This is a genomic window from Campylobacter sp. US25a, from assembly GCF_004379075.1.
Lineage (GTDB): Bacteria > Campylobacterota > Campylobacteria > Campylobacterales > Campylobacteraceae > Campylobacter_D > Campylobacter_D jejuni.
In genome coordinates this window covers 71,007-86,892 of sequence record NZ_RYYM01000006.1, presented here as the reverse complement: position 1 = coordinate 86,892, position 15,886 = coordinate 71,007, and the positions used below count along the sequence as shown (strand labels likewise).

The 15,886-nt window shown below is 30.9% G+C and carries 20 protein-coding genes; 1 reads left to right on the top strand and 19 read right to left on the bottom strand.

What is annotated here, in order from left to right; translation table 11 throughout:
* Nucleotides 1-11: 11 nt before the first annotated feature.
* The 16 genes from uraH to ELQ12_RS05925 form a co-directional block, all read right to left on the bottom strand.
* Complete coding sequence (uraH, locus tag ELQ12_RS06000; protein WP_002852246.1) at nt 12-425, bottom strand: hydroxyisourate hydrolase; 414 nt, start codon at nt 423-425, stop codon at nt 12-14.
* A 132-nt stretch (nt 426-557) separates the two neighbouring features.
* Complete coding sequence (gene rplS, locus ELQ12_RS05995) at nt 558-914, bottom strand: 50S ribosomal protein L19 (protein WP_002861395.1); 357 nt, start codon at nt 912-914, stop codon at nt 558-560.
* Between the two features lie 9 nt (nt 915-923).
* Nucleotides 924-1,628 carry a tRNA (guanosine(37)-N1)-methyltransferase TrmD gene (trmD, locus tag ELQ12_RS05990; RefSeq protein WP_002871304.1) on the bottom strand — a complete coding sequence of 235 codons (705 nt, stop codon included), beginning with the start codon at nt 1,626-1,628 and terminating at the stop codon, nt 924-926.
* Nucleotides 1,625-2,164, bottom strand: coding sequence for a ribosome maturation factor RimM (gene rimM / locus ELQ12_RS05985; RefSeq protein WP_070261452.1), 540 nt, complete (start codon nt 2,162-2,164; stop codon nt 1,625-1,627). The genes trmD and rimM overlap by 4 nt, the downstream gene beginning before the upstream one ends.
* On the bottom strand, nt 2,157-2,399 hold the full coding sequence (locus tag ELQ12_RS05980; RefSeq protein ID WP_002852144.1) for a KH domain-containing protein: 243 nt from the start codon (nt 2,397-2,399) through the stop codon (nt 2,157-2,159). The genes rimM and ELQ12_RS05980 overlap by 8 nt, the downstream gene beginning before the upstream one ends.
* A gap of 2 nt (nt 2,400-2,401) precedes the next feature.
* Nucleotides 2,402-2,629: a 30S ribosomal protein S16 gene (gene rpsP, locus ELQ12_RS05975; protein ID WP_002852274.1), complete on the bottom strand. Its 228-nt coding sequence runs from the start codon at nt 2,627-2,629 to the stop codon at nt 2,402-2,404.
* Between the two features lie 64 nt (nt 2,630-2,693).
* Nucleotides 2,694-4,031 (bottom strand): signal recognition particle protein, encoded by a 1,338-nt coding sequence (ffh, locus tag ELQ12_RS05970; protein WP_070261451.1) that lies wholly within the window; start codon nt 4,029-4,031, stop codon nt 2,694-2,696.
* 67 nt (nt 4,032-4,098) lie between these two features.
* Nucleotides 4,099-4,851, bottom strand: a complete 753-nt coding sequence (locus tag ELQ12_RS05965) for an RluA family pseudouridine synthase (protein ID WP_070261450.1) — start codon at nt 4,849-4,851, stop codon at nt 4,099-4,101.
* Nucleotides 4,832-5,989: a lipid IV(A) 3-deoxy-D-manno-octulosonic acid transferase gene (gene waaA / locus ELQ12_RS05960; protein ID WP_070261449.1), complete on the bottom strand. Its 1,158-nt coding sequence runs from the start codon at nt 5,987-5,989 to the stop codon at nt 4,832-4,834. The genes ELQ12_RS05965 and waaA overlap by 20 nt, the downstream gene beginning before the upstream one ends.
* Nucleotides 5,986-6,702 carry a zinc ribbon domain-containing protein gene (locus tag ELQ12_RS05955; RefSeq protein WP_002871309.1) on the bottom strand — a complete coding sequence of 239 codons (717 nt, stop codon included), beginning with the start codon at nt 6,700-6,702 and terminating at the stop codon, nt 5,986-5,988. Before ELQ12_RS05955 ends, waaA begins: the two co-directional genes overlap by 4 nt.
* A gap of 9 nt (nt 6,703-6,711) precedes the next feature.
* Nucleotides 6,712-7,437 carry a Nif3-like dinuclear metal center hexameric protein gene (locus ELQ12_RS05950; RefSeq protein ID WP_002860024.1) on the bottom strand — a complete coding sequence of 242 codons (726 nt, stop codon included), beginning with the start codon at nt 7,435-7,437 and terminating at the stop codon, nt 6,712-6,714.
* Nucleotides 7,424-8,287: a glycine--tRNA ligase subunit alpha gene (glyQ, locus tag ELQ12_RS05945; protein ID WP_002852069.1), complete on the bottom strand. Its 864-nt coding sequence runs from the start codon at nt 8,285-8,287 to the stop codon at nt 7,424-7,426. Before glyQ ends, ELQ12_RS05950 begins: the two co-directional genes overlap by 14 nt.
* Nucleotides 8,288-8,298: 11 nt before the next feature.
* Nucleotides 8,299-8,835 (bottom strand): DUF3972 domain-containing protein, encoded by a 537-nt coding sequence (locus ELQ12_RS05940; RefSeq protein ID WP_002852251.1) that lies wholly within the window; start codon nt 8,833-8,835, stop codon nt 8,299-8,301.
* A gap of 9 nt (nt 8,836-8,844) precedes the next feature.
* A complete protein-coding gene (purE, locus tag ELQ12_RS05935) occupies nt 8,845-9,339 on the bottom strand; it encodes a 5-(carboxyamino)imidazole ribonucleotide mutase (protein ID WP_070261448.1) in 495 nt (164 codons plus the stop codon).
* Nucleotides 9,340-10,593, bottom strand: a complete 1,254-nt coding sequence (locus ELQ12_RS05930) for a peptidase U32 family protein (protein ID WP_002871311.1) — start codon at nt 10,591-10,593, stop codon at nt 9,340-9,342. It abuts the gene before it with no gap.
* Nucleotides 10,590-11,285, bottom strand: coding sequence for a hypothetical protein (locus ELQ12_RS05925; RefSeq protein ID WP_002871312.1), 696 nt, complete (start codon nt 11,283-11,285; stop codon nt 10,590-10,592). The genes ELQ12_RS05930 and ELQ12_RS05925 overlap by 4 nt, the downstream gene beginning before the upstream one ends.
* 202 nt (nt 11,286-11,487) lie before the next feature.
* On the opposite strand from ELQ12_RS05925, the gene glnA reads away from it, so the two are divergent.
* A complete protein-coding gene (glnA, locus tag ELQ12_RS05920; RefSeq protein WP_002854995.1) occupies nt 11,488-12,918 on the top strand; it encodes a type I glutamate--ammonia ligase in 1,431 nt (476 codons plus the stop codon).
* Nucleotides 12,919-12,983: 65 nt separating this feature from the next.
* Here the strand turns inward: glnA and flgG are convergent, their stop codons facing one another.
* The 3 genes from flgG to ftsZ form a co-directional block, all read right to left on the bottom strand.
* Nucleotides 12,984-13,775, bottom strand: coding sequence for a flagellar basal-body rod protein FlgG (gene flgG, locus ELQ12_RS05915; RefSeq protein WP_002852142.1), 792 nt, complete (start codon nt 13,773-13,775; stop codon nt 12,984-12,986).
* 29 nt (nt 13,776-13,804) lie between these two features.
* On the bottom strand, nt 13,805-14,617 hold the full coding sequence (locus ELQ12_RS05910; RefSeq protein WP_002854829.1) for a flagellar hook-basal body protein: 813 nt from the start codon (nt 14,615-14,617) through the stop codon (nt 13,805-13,807).
* 155 nt (nt 14,618-14,772) lie between these two features.
* Nucleotides 14,773-15,885 (bottom strand): cell division protein FtsZ, encoded by a 1,113-nt coding sequence (gene ftsZ, locus ELQ12_RS05905; RefSeq protein WP_002871313.1) that lies wholly within the window; start codon nt 15,883-15,885, stop codon nt 14,773-14,775.
* Nucleotide 15,886: the final 1 nt, after the last annotated feature.

Genomic DNA, 15,886 nt, shown 5'->3' with positions numbered 1-15,886 from the left:
CGTTTTATTGATCAGCTTCCTCTATAAGTTGAATAACCAAAAGGAGAAAGGGTTATTGGAACATGATAATGTTTTTGATCTTTAGAAAGCTCAAAACTTACCTCTACAAAAGGATAAAAAGTATTTATTTTGTGTGATGTGTAATAGTCTTTTGTAAAAAATTTAAGCTTATAAATTCCAAAAGCCCTATTTTCAGCTTTTTCATATGGTAATAAATCCCCTATTCTACCATTTTCTTCGGTAAATTCTTCACTTACTTTTTTCCACTGTTGATTTGCTTCCAACTTATAAAGCTCAACTTTTACTTTAGGAGCAGGTTGTCCAGAAGTAATATCCAAGACATGAGTGCTTAATTGATATTCAGTAGCACTCAAAAACATTGGCACGCTTGCTAATATTAATAAAGTTTTTTTAATAGAAAACATTTTCTCTCCTTATATAATATTTACAAGGAATATTATATAAGAGCATTATTAATAATTAAAATCAAATAATAAAAATTATAAATTAATTATAATTATTTAATTGTTAGACTTATAATAAAAAATAATTATAAATTATTTTTTAAGCTCTTTAATACGTGCTGCTTTACCGCGTCTATCTCTTAAGTAGAATAATCTTGCACGGCGTACACGACCACGACGCAAAACAATAATACTTTCCAAACTCTCACTATAAATAGGGAAAATTCTCTCAACGCCAACATTATTAGCACCCATTTTACGTACGATAAAAGTTTCGCTTACGCCATTACCTCTTCTAGCAATACAAATACCCTCAAAATTTTGGATTCTTGTTTTATCTCCTTCTTTGATACGAATTGCAAGCTTTAAAGTATCACCAGCACGAAAATCTGGAACATTTTTACCTTCAATTTGTTTTGCTTCAAATTGTTCTATATATTTATTTTTCATAAAAATCCCTTATTTTTTGCGTTCATGCTCTAAAAATAAATCTGGACGAAAAAATTTCGTTTTGCAAGACGCCAAAGTAGTTTTTAAACTTGCAATTCTAGCGTGATTACCCTTTAAAAACTCTGAAGGAGTATAAAATTTTTGATTTTTTTTCTCAAAAATAAAAGGTTTTGAAAAAGCAGGTGCTTCGAGTAAATTATTTTCAAAGCTTTCTTCTTCCAAACTTTCCATATTCCCTAAAACCCCCTTAACATTTCTTAAAATCGCATCACACATTGCAAGCGCAGGTAATTCTCCTCCTGTTAAAATAAAATCCCCTATGCTAAAAACTTCATTCGCAAAAATTTCAAGCACTCTTTCATCTATACCTTCATAGCGCCCACATACAAAAACTATGTGTTCTTTTTTACTTAAGCGTTTGGCGTCTTTTTGATTAAAAGTTTTACCACTTGGATTTAAAAAAATAAAATAGGGATTTTCTTTTTTTTCTTGAATACTTTTTAACACCTCATACATAGGTTCAGCTTGCATCAAAAGTCCAGCTCCACCACCTATTTTATAATCATCGACTTTATGATAAGAATTTTTAGAAAAATCTCTTGGGTTATAAAAATTAAGTTTGAAAAGTTTTTTTTCTTTTGCTCTTGCAAGTATAGAATCCTGAAAGTAAAATTCCATAAGATTAGGGAATAAAGAAACGAAACTAAATTTCATGAATTTTCTAAAATTAAAAAAGCATCTTGCGTGCAAAAAATCTGTCGTTTTTCTATATCTATATTTTTAACAAATTTATCTAGATACGGAATAAAAAATATTTTAGAATATTTTTTATTCACCCATTTTTCATCACTTTGAATTTCAAATAAATAAGAAGCTCCAGTTTCCAAGATATCAACAACTTTACCTAATCTTTTATCTTCTTCAAAAACTTCACACTCTAAAATATCAAAATAAAAAAACTCATCTTTTTTTAATTTACAAGTTTGTCTGCTTTTCTCGATACTCTGAAAAAGAATAAGATTGGTTAATTCTTTAGCTTTTTCTATATCTTCATAATTCTCAAATAAAACAGTAGAATTGCTTACATTATAATGCTTAATCTTTAATATTTCTTTGGTACTTTTTATAAAAAAGGTAGCATCTTTTTTAAATTGAGAAGAAAAGTCGCTCAGGTTATGCAATTTTACATAACCCTTAAGACCCACAGTTTTACCAAGTTTTGCAACTTGAACAAAATCTTTTTCACTCAAGTGCTTTTACCGTTACCCTATAAGAACTTGCATCCTTGCTCTTATAAGCAGAGATTACGGTTTTTATAGCATTGATCATTTTTCCATTTTTACCTATAAGCTTACCTGTATCAACCTTATGTGCAAAAAGAACAATCTCAAAAAAATTTTCACTTAATTCAATTTTTTGAGTGTCAATCTGTTCAGGATAATCTGCAATTAATTTTGCGTATTCCCTAAGAAAATTCTCTACCATGATTATTTGCTAGTGATAGAAGCAACTTTATCGCTAAGTTTTGCACCAACACTTTTCCAATAAGCTAAACGCTCTGCATCAACTTTAATTACCTCAGGTTCTACCATAGGATTATAATATCCAATACTTTCTATCCAACCACCATCACGACGTTTTCTACTGTCTGTAACCACAATACGATAAAATGGTCTTTTAGTTCTACCCATTCTTGTAAGTCTAATAACTGTCATTTATACTCCTTAAAAATTAAAAATTTTATTTATAGATACTATAAAAAGTATTTATAAATAAAATTTAAAATTGTCTTCTAGCTTGGCTCATCATTTGTGTCAAATTCTCCATTCCTTTTTTGCCTGAAAATCTTTTTGCAAGTTTTGCTGCATTACTAAATTGTTTTAAAAAACGATTGACTTCTACCTGAGAAAGACCTGCTCCCTCTGCTATACGACGTTTTCTAGCATTATTTAACAAATCAGGATTTTCTCTTTCTTTTGGAGTCATTGAAGAAATCATTGCCTTAATATGTATAATCTCTTTAGAATTATCCAAATCTATATCTTTTACCGCATTTGCCATTCCGCCAAGCCCTGGTATCATACCGATTAGAGACTTCATACTTCCTAATTTTTTAATACTTTCCATTTGGTTAAGAAAATCATTAAAATTAAATTCACCTTTTTTAATTTTTTGATTGAGTTTTTTAGCTTCTTTTTCATCAATCACTGCAGCAGTTTTTTCAGCTAAAGTAGCCAAATCACCCTCGCCCATGATACGACTTACTATGCGATCTGGTATAAAAACTTCTAAATCTGCTACTTTTTCGCCTACACCAATAAATCTTAAAGGAATACCGATTTGTTTTGCTATACCTAAGGCTACCCCACCTTTAGTATCTGCATCAAATTTTGATAAAATTACCCCGCTGATACTCAAGGCTTCATTAAAACTAGCCGCAGTCTTAACCCCATCTTGACCACTCATTGCATCAGCAACATAGAAAATCTCATCAGGATTTAAAACATCCTTAACTGATTTTAATTCATTCATCAAAGCCTCATCTATAGCCAAACGTCCAGCAGTATCCACAAGCAAAACATCCACCATAGAACTTTCAGCCTTTTTTAAAGCCTCTTTAGCAACTCTAATAGGATCTTTTTCATTTTCCATAAAGAAAAGTTCAATTTCATTAGCTTCACAAAGTTGTCTTAGTTGCTCCACTGCTGCTAAACGCTGCAAATCACAAGCTACAACTAAAACTTTTTTATTACGTAATTTTAAATAATTTGCAAGTTTGATAGTGCTTGTAGTCTTACCGCCCCCTTGCAAACCTGCCATTAGAACTACTGTTGGGGGTTTAGAAGCAAAAACAAAACCTTGATTCTTACCATTGACACTTAAAATATTTTCTAAATTTACTTTAATGGCATTTAAAAATTGTTTTTGACCTATTCCGTTTTGCTTTACATCTTCTTCTATTAAAGTCAAAAGCTCTTTAGTTATCTTATGATGAACATCTGCTTTTAAAAGAGCTTTTTTTAAGGTTTCTAAAGCGTTCTTAAGTGCTTTTTCATCATCAACAAAACGTAATTTATTGATCGCTGATTTAAAAGATTCGCTAACTAACTCAAACACTTTATCACCTTTCTATAAAATTTTTAAATTAAACCTTGCATTATACAAAATTTTTTCTTAAATGGCTTTAAAAATCTAAATTTTTTATCTCAAAGCCAAATTTTGCAAAACCACTATCTAAATTAGCCTTAAAATGATAATTAAAAATTTTAATTTCATAGCTGTGTAAATACATTCTATCGCTTGAAATTTTAGCATATTTTTCATCGCCTATAACACCATGTTTTATAAATTTAGCATGTACTCTGATTTGATGAGTTCTACCTGTTTGAATGACTATTTTTGCTAAGGTTTTTTTTGACTGCAACATAATAGGAGTAATGATACTTAAGGCACTTAAACCATCTTTTGAAACTTTACTTAATGCTCCACATTTTGCTTTTATGGTAAAAATAGGCTCATTCACTTCAACCTCTTCAGCCAAAACCCCATCTAAAACCGCAATATAACTTTTATAAACTCTGTGTTTTTTAAATTCTTCTATACAAAGCTTTCTAAAATCTTCATCTTTGCAAAGCAAAATCACACCGCTTGTTTCTTTGTCTAAACGATTTAAAAGCTTGGCATTAAATTTTTTCTCCAAGTCTTCACTCACATAAGCGTAAGGTTTATTAATAGCAATAATCTTATCATCTTCAAAAATAATTTGAGGATTTTTGGTTTTTATCACATTAAATCTTGCCTTATCGCTCATCAAAGCTCTAGCAACCACAACTTTTTTTCCATGCGAAAAAACACAACCCTTATCAATCAAATCTTTAGCTTCACGATTTGAAATTTTTTCTTGCAAAGCTAAGAGTTTATAAGCTTTTTCTTGCATCAATTCCCTTTTGTATAGTTTGTATGATAAGTTCTAAATTTTCTTTTTTGGAAATTTTAGCTTTTAAATTTAAATAATGGATTTTATCATTTAAATCTTTTATATTCTCACAAAAATATACATTTTCTACTTCTTCAAATAAAGCCTTTTGATTATGAATAAATTTCCCACTGATTAATACATTATCAAAATATGCCACTTCTATAGGATTGTGTCCTCCTATGCCTTCTATGAAAGAACCTCCAAGCACAACAACATCAGAAATTGCATAAAAATTTACAAGCTCTCCTAAAGCATCTAAAAGCAAAATTTTTTTAGCAAATTTCTTATTTTCATCTTTTAAAGAACTAAATTTTTCAAATTCCAAACCTTTGTTTAAAAGCAAATTTTCAACTTCTTTAAAACGCTCAGGGTGTCGTGGGGCGATAATTAGTTTTTCATTTTCTTCTAGTTTAAAATGATCAAGCAAAAGCTCTTCTTCGTCCTTATGCGTACTGGCAAAAATGATAAGTTTTTCCTTAGGTTTGATATAAAATTTATTATTTTTAATCTCTAAATTTGCCTTAATATTTTTAAAAATTTTAACATTTTTAGCTCCCAAACTTTCAAGTCTTACTTTATCTAATTCACTTTGAGCAAAAACTTCATCAATATAAGAAAAAATTTTTTTATAAAAAAAAGAAAATCTTTGATAAGAATGATAAGATTTATCAGATATTCTTGCATTAAGCAAAATAATCTTAGTTTTATAAATGTGTGCCATGAAAACAAGCATAAGCCAATATTCTGCTTCAAAAATTACCAAAACCTTACAAGGCTTAAACCAAAAAGGCAAAAAATTTTCAAAAGCAAGATAATTTACCTTTTTACAAAATTCTTTTGCATATTCAAAACCTGTTTGAGTAATAGTAGTTATTCTTGAATCAAATTTCAAAACCAAAGTTTTAATACTTCTTACCTCCCCGTAAGAACAAGCATGAAAATGTACATCAGCTTTTTCTTGATGTAAATTTTTATAAAGAAAAAATCGGGATTTTAAACTAGTTTTGTATTTGGATTTTAAAAAAGAAAGCAAAAGAATAAAGACGGCGCAAAATAAAAATGCCGTCCAAGTTAAAAAATAATAAAAAAAGATCAATTTTGTTCTTCTTGCTCTTTATAAAGAATTCTTCCACAATGAGGACAAGTTACAATCTCTTCACCTTTTACAACAGACAGATAAGTCTTATCGTAAATTTTCATAAAACATCCATAGCATGCTTGTTTTTTAACAGGAACTACAGCAGTATTTTTCGCCCATTTGCGAATTTTTTCATAAAAACTTAAAACTTTTTGATTCATCTCGCCCACAAGTTTGGTTTTTTTATCATAAACACTCATTCTATCTTTTTCAAGAATTTCCATTTCAGATTTAATGCTTGCTCTAATCTCATTAATATTTTGCTCTTGTTTGATTTTTTCTTCTTCAAGTTCTTTTTTATAAGTTTCTTTATTCTCTAAAATTTTATCCAGTCTTACAATTTCATCATTTGCAGCGTCTAATTGCTCTTTTGCAATATCTTCTTCAATTTTTAAAGCATTAGCTTCTTTTTCTGTTTTTACTGCACCACTTTTTTTAGAAAGCTCTTTAATTTTTGCCGAAAACTCAGAAATATGAGCATTATTTTGTACTTTTTGATTTTCTATATCTTTGATTTCTTCATCAATTTTTTCTAAATCTGTGTTGATTTTTCCTATTTTTAACTCAGCATCTTTTAAAGTCTTATTAATACTGTCTATTTTTGGTTCATAACTATCAATTTCTTGATCTATTTTTGATAAAAGCACTAATTGTTCGAGATATTTATTCATTTATTTTCCTTAAAAATATTGAAATGGATTTTTTGAAACTGTTATTATAACTTGTAGCGGCAAATTTTTCAAGTCTTTTGCTAAACATTGAGAAAAATATCTCTCACTTTCAAAATGACCCAAATCAATAAGACTGATTTGATTACTAAGCGCCTCTAAAGCTTGATGATATTTAAAATCTCCACTTAAAAAACAATCCGCATCTACTTTAGAAATTAAATCCCCGCCACTTCCAGTACATATAGCAATGCGCTTAATGTCTTTTTTGCCACAATCACTTACACGTAAAATTTGCAAATTTAACTTTTTTTTCACCCAGTCACACAAAGCTTCAAAAGACATAGAATTTTCCACATAAATTAAAAATTCATCTTTAAAAGAAATTTTAAAACCTAAAATTTCTTCCGTAAAATAAGTATTTAAATGACTTAAATCGTAATTTGTATGCATGCTGATTAAAGAAATATTTTTATAAATCATTTCTTTGATAAAAGCCCTAGGATAAGTCTTGTCATATAAATCTTTTAAACCTTTAAATATCAAAGGATGGTGTGTGATAATTAAAGAATTTTCACTCGCTTCTTTAATGATATTTTCATCAATATCTAAGCTTAAATAAACAGTTGAAATTTCACTATCCCTATCTCCAAGCAAAATTCCACTATTATCCCATGATTCTTGGATATCAAAGGGACTTAATTGATCTAAAAAATTATAAATTTCACTCAGCTTCATTTAAATTTTTCTTATAAATTTCAGCACAATTTTTTGAAAGTTCACGAATTTTTAACATATAATCTTGTCTTTGTGCTACAGAAATTGCTCCTCTTGCATCTAAAAGATTAAAAGTATGTGCAGCAAGCATACAATAATCATAAGCAGGTAAAGCTAGTCCTTGTTCTAAAATATTTTTACATTCTTTGTAAGAATTTTCAAACTGTTCATTTAAGATTTTAACATCACTTACTTCAAAATTGTATTTACTAAATTCATATTCACTTTGCTTATGCACATCTGCGTATTTAATTTTTTCTCCATTAAATTCACTCCAAACTATATCATAAACATTATCAACATTTTGAAGATACATGGCTATTCTTTCAAGACCATAGGTAATTTCAGCACTTACTAAATCTACTGCTATACCGCCAACTTGCTGAAAATAAGTAAATTGAGTAACTTCCATACCATCAAGCCATACTTCCCAGCCTAAACCCCAAGCACCCAAACTTGGACTCTCCCAATTATCTTCAACAAAACGAATATCATGACTTTTTAAATCAAAACCCAAATTTTCAAGACTTTTAAGATATAATTCTTGGATATTATCAGGGCTAGGTTTAATCAAAACTTGAAATTGATAATAAGCACCTAAGCGATTAGGATTTTCACCATAACGTCCATCAGTAGGCCTTCTACTTGGAGCCACATAAGCAGCTGCCCAAGGTTTTTTTCCTAAACTTCTTAAAAAAGTTGCTGGATGAAAGGTTCCTGCACCTGCTGGCATATCATAAGGTTGCATAATCGCACAACCTTGCTCTTGCCAATAATTTTGTAAATTAAGTATCATTTGTGAAAAAGTCATTGTATCTCTCTTTATTGTTCCATATTTTCAATAGGTTTTTCTAAATTTTTATTCATTTCCAAATCAGGCTCTGTCTTAGCTCCAAAAATTTCTGCAGTTTTACTCCACATTAATTTATATTTACGCTTGAGAAATTCTATCTCTTCACGCGCATGTTTTAGCTCATTGTTTAAAGTTTCTATAGTTTTTCTATCTTCATCATAAAGTTCTTGCATAGAATAAAGGGCATCTTTTAAAAATTTATTTTCATTTTTTAATGCTTCAAGTGTTTCATCTTTAGCATCTAAAACTTTTTCATGTAAATTTAAAATAGTTCCTATTGTTTTTTCAACAAAACTTTCTCCTGCTAAAGTCATTGAATTTACCATTGCAGTTTGAGATTTTGCAGAACTAGGCACTACACTAAAAGTACCTTGATGAGCTTCGATGTAAATTTTACCCTCTTCTTCTTTAAAATTTAAAGCCCCATTGGCCATCATACCCTTAACCACATCTTCATTTAAATGCACAAGTTTACAAAATTCTTCAAGTTCAAGATAGGTTTGCATTTTTATCCCTTATAATAAAACTTCTACTTCTTTTGAATCAGATATAAGTTTTTTTTCTTTTTCAAGACGATCTTCTTTAAGCTTTTGCGCTAAATCAACATCATAAATAGCTAAAATTTGCATAGCCAAATAAGCAGCATTGATTGCTCCAGCCTTGCCAATAGCTAAAGTTCCTACAGGAATTCCACTGGGCATTTGCACCGTAGAAAACAAAGAATCCATACTTGCAAGATTACTTCCTGGCATAGGCACCCCCAAAACAGGTTTTGTGGTATAAGCTGCAACAGCTCCAGCTAAATGCGCTGCCATTCCAGCTGCTGCTATAAAAACCTTCACACCTTTTTCTTCAGCATTTGCAATATACTCTTTTGTTCTTTTTGGACTACGATGAGCTGATGAGATAATAAGTTCATACTTTACCCCAAAACTTTCTAAAGTTTTAGCAGTCTCTTTCATAGTCTCATAATCACTCTTGCTTCCCATTAAAATAGAAACAAAATTCATCTATATTTCCTTTCTTAAAAAACTTAATGCACTGATTTTATTTGGTAATTGGATTTCATGTTCATTGCCACTATGAATTTCGCTAAATTCTTTATTGTTTTTAGCAATGAGTTTTTTAAACTCTATAAAATATTTATCCTCTTTTTGATAAATTTTACCTAGTTCATTATCGCAAGTTTGAATCACATCGCCTAAAGGGGCTAAAATTTCATAAGGCGTGTTTAAAACGATTTTCCCTTTACATTTAAAAAAGCTTCCATCTTCGCTTATAGCATGCACTTGATGAGAACCTTCTTCTATGCTTGTATTATGATTTTGCGTGTCGGTTTTTTCCAAAGGACGCGAAACAAGATAGCCATCTGTAAAACCACGATTTTTAAGTGTAGCAATCTCTTTTTCATACTTACTTGACTCAAATTTACCCTCTAAAGAATCTTGTATGGCCATTTTATAAGTCCTTGTTGTAAGCGCAACATAATATTCGCTTTTAGTACGCCCTTCTATTTTAAAAGCACTGATACAATTTTCTTGCATGATTTTTTCTATATAAGAACAAAGATTTAAATCTTTAGAATTAAAAATATGAGTACCATTTTCATCTTCTTCTAAGCGAAATAAAGTGCCATTTTCTGGATTTTTAGCATAAAGCTCATAATTAAATCTACAATCATTTGCACAAGATCCACGATTGCTCATTCTTCCACTTTGCACAGAGCTTATTAAACAACGCCCTGAATAAGCAAAACACATAGAACCATGCACAAAGGCTTCGAGTTCAATATCGCAATTTTCCTTTAAAGCTTTAGCGTCTTTAAGCCCTAATTCTCTGGCAATTACAACCCTTTTAGCACCCAAATCCTTATAAACTTGAGCATCTAAATAATTTAAAATATTTGCTTGAGTAGAAACATGTAAAGAAATTTCAGGTGCAAGTTCTTTAACAAGACGCATAGCTCCAACAGAAGCTACAATAAAAGCATCGGGTTTCATCTCACGTAATTTTAATATATGTCTTTTTAAACCTTCAATTTGAGAGCTTAAATGAAAACCATTTAAAGTAACATAAATTTTCTTACCACGCTCATGAGTATATTTGATAGCTTCTTCAAAACTTTCATAATTAAATTCTCTTGCAGTGCGTGATCTTAAAGAAAAATTATTCACACCCGCATAAACCGCATCTGCGCCATAAGCTAAAGCAATTTTTAATTTTGTGAAATTTCCTGCAGGAGCTACTATTTCAGGAATGATCATTTTTGCCCTAAACTTGCAATTAAAGCTTCTATATCATCATTACTTACAACATCAGCAGTACTATCACCTTCAATATGCACTGCAGAACTTACACGTTTTTTATCATCAATTTTACCTTCAAATAAAGAACTCATATAACGGCTTAAAGCACGCATTACATTAATAACACGTTCGATTTTTTGACGATGTATATCTTGATACTGCATTGCATCCATTGCCATCATCACTTCATCTTGTCCGCTTTGAAGATTTCCGACAATCTCCTTAGAACTTTTTTTAGCTTGATTGTTTAATTCTAAAGCTTCACTGAAACTTTCCACATTAGGAAATTTTTCATTAAGTTTAGAAAAAATATCAATATTTTTTTCTATTGCTTTATTTATTTCTTTGAATAAACTTTCAGAATCCGCAAAAAAATTATTAATACTTTCAAGCTTATCCATCATTTCCGTTGCTTTAAGCTCGCTATCTTTTGTAACATCATCTAACTGATGTACAACTTTATGCTCCTGATTTGGTGGGGGTGGTGGCCATACTACACTAGGATTAGGTTTGTAATCAGCTATTTTGACATCTTCTAACATCAAAGCATCTTCTTCGGTATTCGATTCTTCGGTTTTTACCTCTGCTTCTGTCTCTGAATCAAGATCAACATCACCATTCATCAAAGCATCAAGCTCTTCTTGAGTCATTTTTTTCCCTTTTTTAAATCTAGATTTTCAATAATTGCTTAAAATTATAATCAATTTTATCTAAAACAAAAATATAAATTTTTATTTTTTAATCTTTTTAAATTAAATTTTTAAATTTATTAAAAAAAATATATTAATTAAATCTTAATTAAAAATTTTATGATATAATTTTATAAATTTAATTACATAAAGGAGTAAAAATATGGGAAAATTTGTTAATAATATAGATGATTTTTTCAAATTTTGCAAACAAAATGAAGTGCTTTTTGTTGATTTTCGTTTTACAGATATGATAGGAACTTGGCATCATATTACCTATAATCTTCATGCAATCAATGAAGAAACATTTCAAACTGGCATTCCATTTGATGGAAGCTCAATCCATGGATGGCAACCTATAGAAAAATCAGATATGATTTTAAAACCTGATGCTCAAAGTGCTTTTTTAGATCCTTTTACAGCTGATCCTACTATCATAGTATTTTGTGATGTGTATGATATTTACAAAGGACAAATGTATGAAAAATGTCCAAGAAGCATAGCAAAAAAAGCAATGGAACACCTTAAAAATAGTGGCATAGCTGATACTGCTTACTTTGGACCAGAAAATGAATTCTTTGTTTTTGATAGTGTAAAAATAGTTGATACTACTCATTGTTCTAAGTATGAAGTTGATACCGAAGAAGGAGAGTGGAATGATGATAGAGAATTTACCGATAGCTACAATACTGGACACAGGCCAAGAAACAAAGGTGGATATTTTCCAGTTCAGCCAATTGATTCTTTAGTAGATATTCGTTCTGAAATGGTTCAAACCCTTGAAAAAGTAGGTCTTAAAACTTTTGTTCATCATCATGAAGTTGCACAAGGACAAGCTGAAATAGGAGTAAATTTTGGCACGCTTGTAGAAGCAGCTGACAATGTTCAAATTTATAAATATGTTGTAAAAATGGTAGCTCATTTAAATGGCAAAACTGCCACTTTTATGCCAAAACCTTTATACGGAGATAATGGCAATGGTATGCATGTTCATATGAGCTTATGGAAAGATGGGGTAAATTTATTTTACGATAAAGATGGATACAGTGGACTTAGTCAAACTGCTATAAATTATATAGGTGGAATTTTAAAAAATGCTAGAAGTGTCGCAGCTTTTACAAATCCAAGTTCCAACTCTTACAAAAGAATAGTTCCTGGCTTTGAAGCTCCTTGTATTTTAACTTATTCTTGTCAAAACAGATCAGCAAGTTGTCGCGTTCCTTATGGCATAGGTAAAAATTCAGCTCGTATAGAAATTCGCTTCCCTGATAGTACTGCTAATCCTTATTTAGCTTTTGTTAGTCTTTTAATGGCAGGACTTGATGGAATCAAAAATAAAACCATTCCTGTAGGTCCTATGGATGAAAATTTATTTGATCTTACTTTGGATGAAATACGTGAAAAAGGGATAGAGCAATTACCACATACTCTAAGAGGAAGTTTAGAAGCTTTAATCCGACATAATTCTTATTTAAAACCTGTAATGAGCGATATTTTTATCGATGACTATCAGCATTTAAAATTTGAAACACAAGTTTGGCCAGTAGAAGCTCGTCCAACTGCTTATGAATTTAAAACTTGCTACTCTTGCTAAAAATTTAATGGCGTTTAACACGCCATTAAACTAAAAAAGAATTAAAAATATTTATTTTATATCAACTATCGCTTAAGTTGATTTACAATTCCTAGCATATCATCACTTGTTGTAATTGCCTTAGAACCCGCTTCATAAGCCCTTTGTCCTGTGATAAGATCTGTCATTTCTTCAACAAGCTGAACATTACTAAGTTCTATAAATCCATGTCTTATTGTTCCAAGTCCATCTTGTCCTGCTATACCCGCAACAGGTGCACCACTTGCTCCTGTTTCAAGATAAAGATTATCACCCATAGAATGAAGACCCGCTGGATTTATAAACTGAACTAGCTCCACTTGGCCAATTTGAGTTTCTTGTTGCTCCCCTGGTAGCATTACAGAAACGGTTCCATCTGTAGCAACATTAATTGCTGTTGCGCCTTCAGGTATTGTCATTTCAGGTAAAAGTCTATAACCATCTGAATTTACAATATTGCCTTCATTATCTTTTGTAAATTGCCCATTTCTAGTATATCCTATAGTGCCATCAGGAAGTTGTATTTGAAAAAACCCATTACCTGCAATAGCCATATCAAGACCATCAGTACTTGTTGATTTTAAATTTCCTTCAGTAAAAACTTTAGTTACCGCTGTTGGACGCACACCCACACCCACTTCTATACCCGAAGGAGAAAGAGTAGTAGCTGAAGTTGAAGTTCCTGCATACTTCATAACTTGATACATAAGATCAGCAAATTCTGCGCGACTTTTCTTAAAACCTGCTGTATTAACATTGGCGATGTTATTTGAAGTAACATCAATTTGTGTTTGCTGCGCTACCATTCCCGTAGCAGCAGTATGAAGTGATCTCATCATTTTTAATCCTTTTTTTATTTTATTTTAAATTATTTAACAGCTGCAAGCTTATTGATAGCTTCTTGATTTAAGTCATCCATATGAGCTGTCATAACTTTTTGATACATTTCTACCATTCTGTTTGCTTCAATCAGTCCTACCATTTCAGTAACTGGATTAACATTTGATCCCTGAGAAAAACCTTGGCGAATAGCATTGGAGTTTTCCAAATCTCTAATGCGGGTTAGATCATCTATTTTATAGACATTATCCCCATCTTTTTGCAAAGCTCTTATATCATCTACTTGTGCTACAAATAATCTTGCATTTTGAGCTCCATCAACCTCAATGCTTCCGTTTTTATCAACGCTAATTTGAACAGCACCATTAGGAATGCGTATGCCAGCATTCTGAGGATTATTAAAATAATCACTACTTAATACCTTGTATCCTTGCTTATTTACCAAATAACCCTCATCATCAAGTTGAAAATTTCCATCTTTAGTTAATCTTACTTCTCCATCTTTGGTTTGAACCAAATAAAAAGCATCTTCTCTAGTCATTGCCAAATCCAAAGGATTGTTTGTGGCCTTTAAAGAACCTAGGCTAAAATCCGTATATTCTTGAGAAACTTGCGGGATTCCATCTATTGTAGTATTTACAAAACGAGATGCATCTCTTGTGTGATTTTCTATAGGCAACTCATCCTGAGTTTCTTTAAAAATCCTTTTAAAATCTGCAATAACCACATCATCTCTTTTGTATCCACTTGTATTAATATTGGCAAGATTATTAGTAATCACATCAAGTTTATTAAACTGAGTTACCATTCCACCAGTTGCTTGATAATATCCATTTTGCATATTTTCACCTATAAAATTAAGATTTTATAGCTATAAAAGCAAAGAGTGTTCCAACTTTTAAAAACAAAGAAAAATAAATATTTGAAAGATTATTAGGAGAGAATTTTAAACTATAAAAAGCAAGATTTGACTCAATCTTGCTTTAAAAATCAATTTTAATCCATTTGACGACGCAAGAAAGTCGGTGTTTCAATTTGCGCCATTATCTCTTCATCGTAACCACCGCTTACCTTTTTAAGACTTAAATAAGGATTTTTCTTAGAAGCTTGAGCTTCTTCGGTAGATTTTTTAGCTACTGCATCTTTATCTTCAAACCCTGTCGCAATAATAGTCACTTCAACTCTATCTTCCATGCTATCATCTGTGGTAGAACCAAAAATAATCTTAGCATTTTCATCAACAATTTCTTGTATGCTATTTGCTGCTGCTGAAATTTCAAACAAAGAGCAATTAGAACTTGTTTTAAAATGTAAAATAACTCCCTTGGCACCTTTAATATCCATTCCATCAAGCAAAGGAGATTCTATAGCGTTTGAAAGAGCCTCTTCTATAGCATTTTCACCACTAGCACTACCAACACCCATAAGTGCGAGTCCGCGATGACTCATGATGGTTCTTACATCCGCAAAGTCAACATTAATATCTCCATTATCAAGCAAGATAGACACCATACCTTTTACAGCACGAGCTAAAATATCATCAACCAATCTAAAAGCATCTTTAATGCCTGCTTTTTTATCAATAATGCTCAATAATTTTTCATTTTGAATTACAAGAATAGAATCACTTTCTTTTTTAAGCTCAAGGAGACCGCTTTCAGCAAGTTTTTTTCTTTGTTTTCCTTCGAATGCAAAAGGCATAGTTACAACAGAAACAGTTAAAGCTCCAATCTCTTTAGCTGCTTGTGCAATAACTGGAGTGGCACCCGTTCCAGTACCTCCACCAAAACCTGAAGCAATAAATACAATATCACTTTGACTAAGACTTGCTTTTATTTCTTCAAAACTTTCTCTAGCACTTTCTGCACCTACTTCAGGAAGCATACCAGCGCCTAAACCTTTAGTTTTTTTCTCGCCAAGTTGAATTTTAGTTTTTGCTAATGAAATTGAAATAGCTTGTGCATCAGTATTTGCTGCAATTAAATCAAGATCATTTAATCCCATTTTAACCATATGGTTGATCATATTACCGCCACCGCCACCGCAACCTATAACCTTAATTTTTGCACCTTTATTATGTTGCATTTCTTCTACTAAAAATTCACTCATA

Bases quoted from the DNA above. Each gene is read 5' to 3' on its own strand.
- ELQ12_RS05930 (WP_002871311.1), bottom strand. From the start codon at position 10,593: ATGATCATTCCTGAAATAGTAGCTCCTGCAGGAAATTTCACAAAATTA.
- ELQ12_RS05950 (WP_002860024.1), bottom strand. From the start codon at position 7,437: ATGAAGCTGAGTGAAATTTATAATTTTTTAGATCAATTAAGTCCCTTT.
- glnA (WP_002854995.1), top strand. From the start codon at position 11,488: ATGGGAAAATTTGTTAATAATATAGATGATTTTTTCAAATTTTGCAAA.
- ELQ12_RS05955 (WP_002871309.1), bottom strand. From the start codon at position 6,702: ATGAATAAATATCTCGAACAATTAGTGCTTTTATCAAAAATAGATCAA.
- ELQ12_RS05965 (WP_070261450.1), bottom strand. From the start codon at position 4,851: ATGCAAGAAAAAGCTTATAAACTCTTAGCTTTGCAAGAAAAAATTTCA.
- uraH (WP_002852246.1), bottom strand. From the start codon at position 425: ATGTTTTCTATTAAAAAAACTTTATTAATATTAGCAAGCGTGCCAATG.
- trmD (WP_002871304.1), bottom strand. From the start codon at position 1,628: ATGAAATTTAGTTTCGTTTCTTTATTCCCTAATCTTATGGAATTTTAC.
- ELQ12_RS05910 (WP_002854829.1), bottom strand. From the start codon at position 14,617: ATGCAAAATGGATATTATCAAGCAACTGGTGGAATGGTAACTCAGTTT.
- ELQ12_RS05980 (WP_002852144.1), bottom strand. From the start codon at position 2,399: ATGGTAGAGAATTTTCTTAGGGAATACGCAAAATTAATTGCAGATTAT.
- flgG (WP_002852142.1), bottom strand. From the start codon at position 13,775: ATGATGAGATCACTTCATACTGCTGCTACGGGAATGGTAGCGCAGCAA.
- glyQ (WP_002852069.1), bottom strand. From the start codon at position 8,287: ATGACTTTTTCACAAATGATACTTAATTTACAAAATTATTGGCAAGAG.
- ELQ12_RS05940 (WP_002852251.1), bottom strand. From the start codon at position 8,835: ATGCAAACCTATCTTGAACTTGAAGAATTTTGTAAACTTGTGCATTTA.
- rpsP (WP_002852274.1), bottom strand. From the start codon at position 2,629: ATGACAGTTATTAGACTTACAAGAATGGGTAGAACTAAAAGACCATTT.
- rplS (WP_002861395.1), bottom strand. From the start codon at position 914: ATGAAAAATAAATATATAGAACAATTTGAAGCAAAACAAATTGAAGGT.
- ELQ12_RS05925 (WP_002871312.1), bottom strand. From the start codon at position 11,285: ATGACTCAAGAAGAGCTTGATGCTTTGATGAATGGTGATGTTGATCTT.
- purE (WP_070261448.1), bottom strand. From the start codon at position 9,339: ATGAATTTTGTTTCTATTTTAATGGGAAGCAAGAGTGATTATGAGACT.
- ftsZ (WP_002871313.1), bottom strand. From the start codon at position 15,885: ATGAGTGAATTTTTAGTAGAAGAAATGCAACATAATAAAGGTGCAAAA.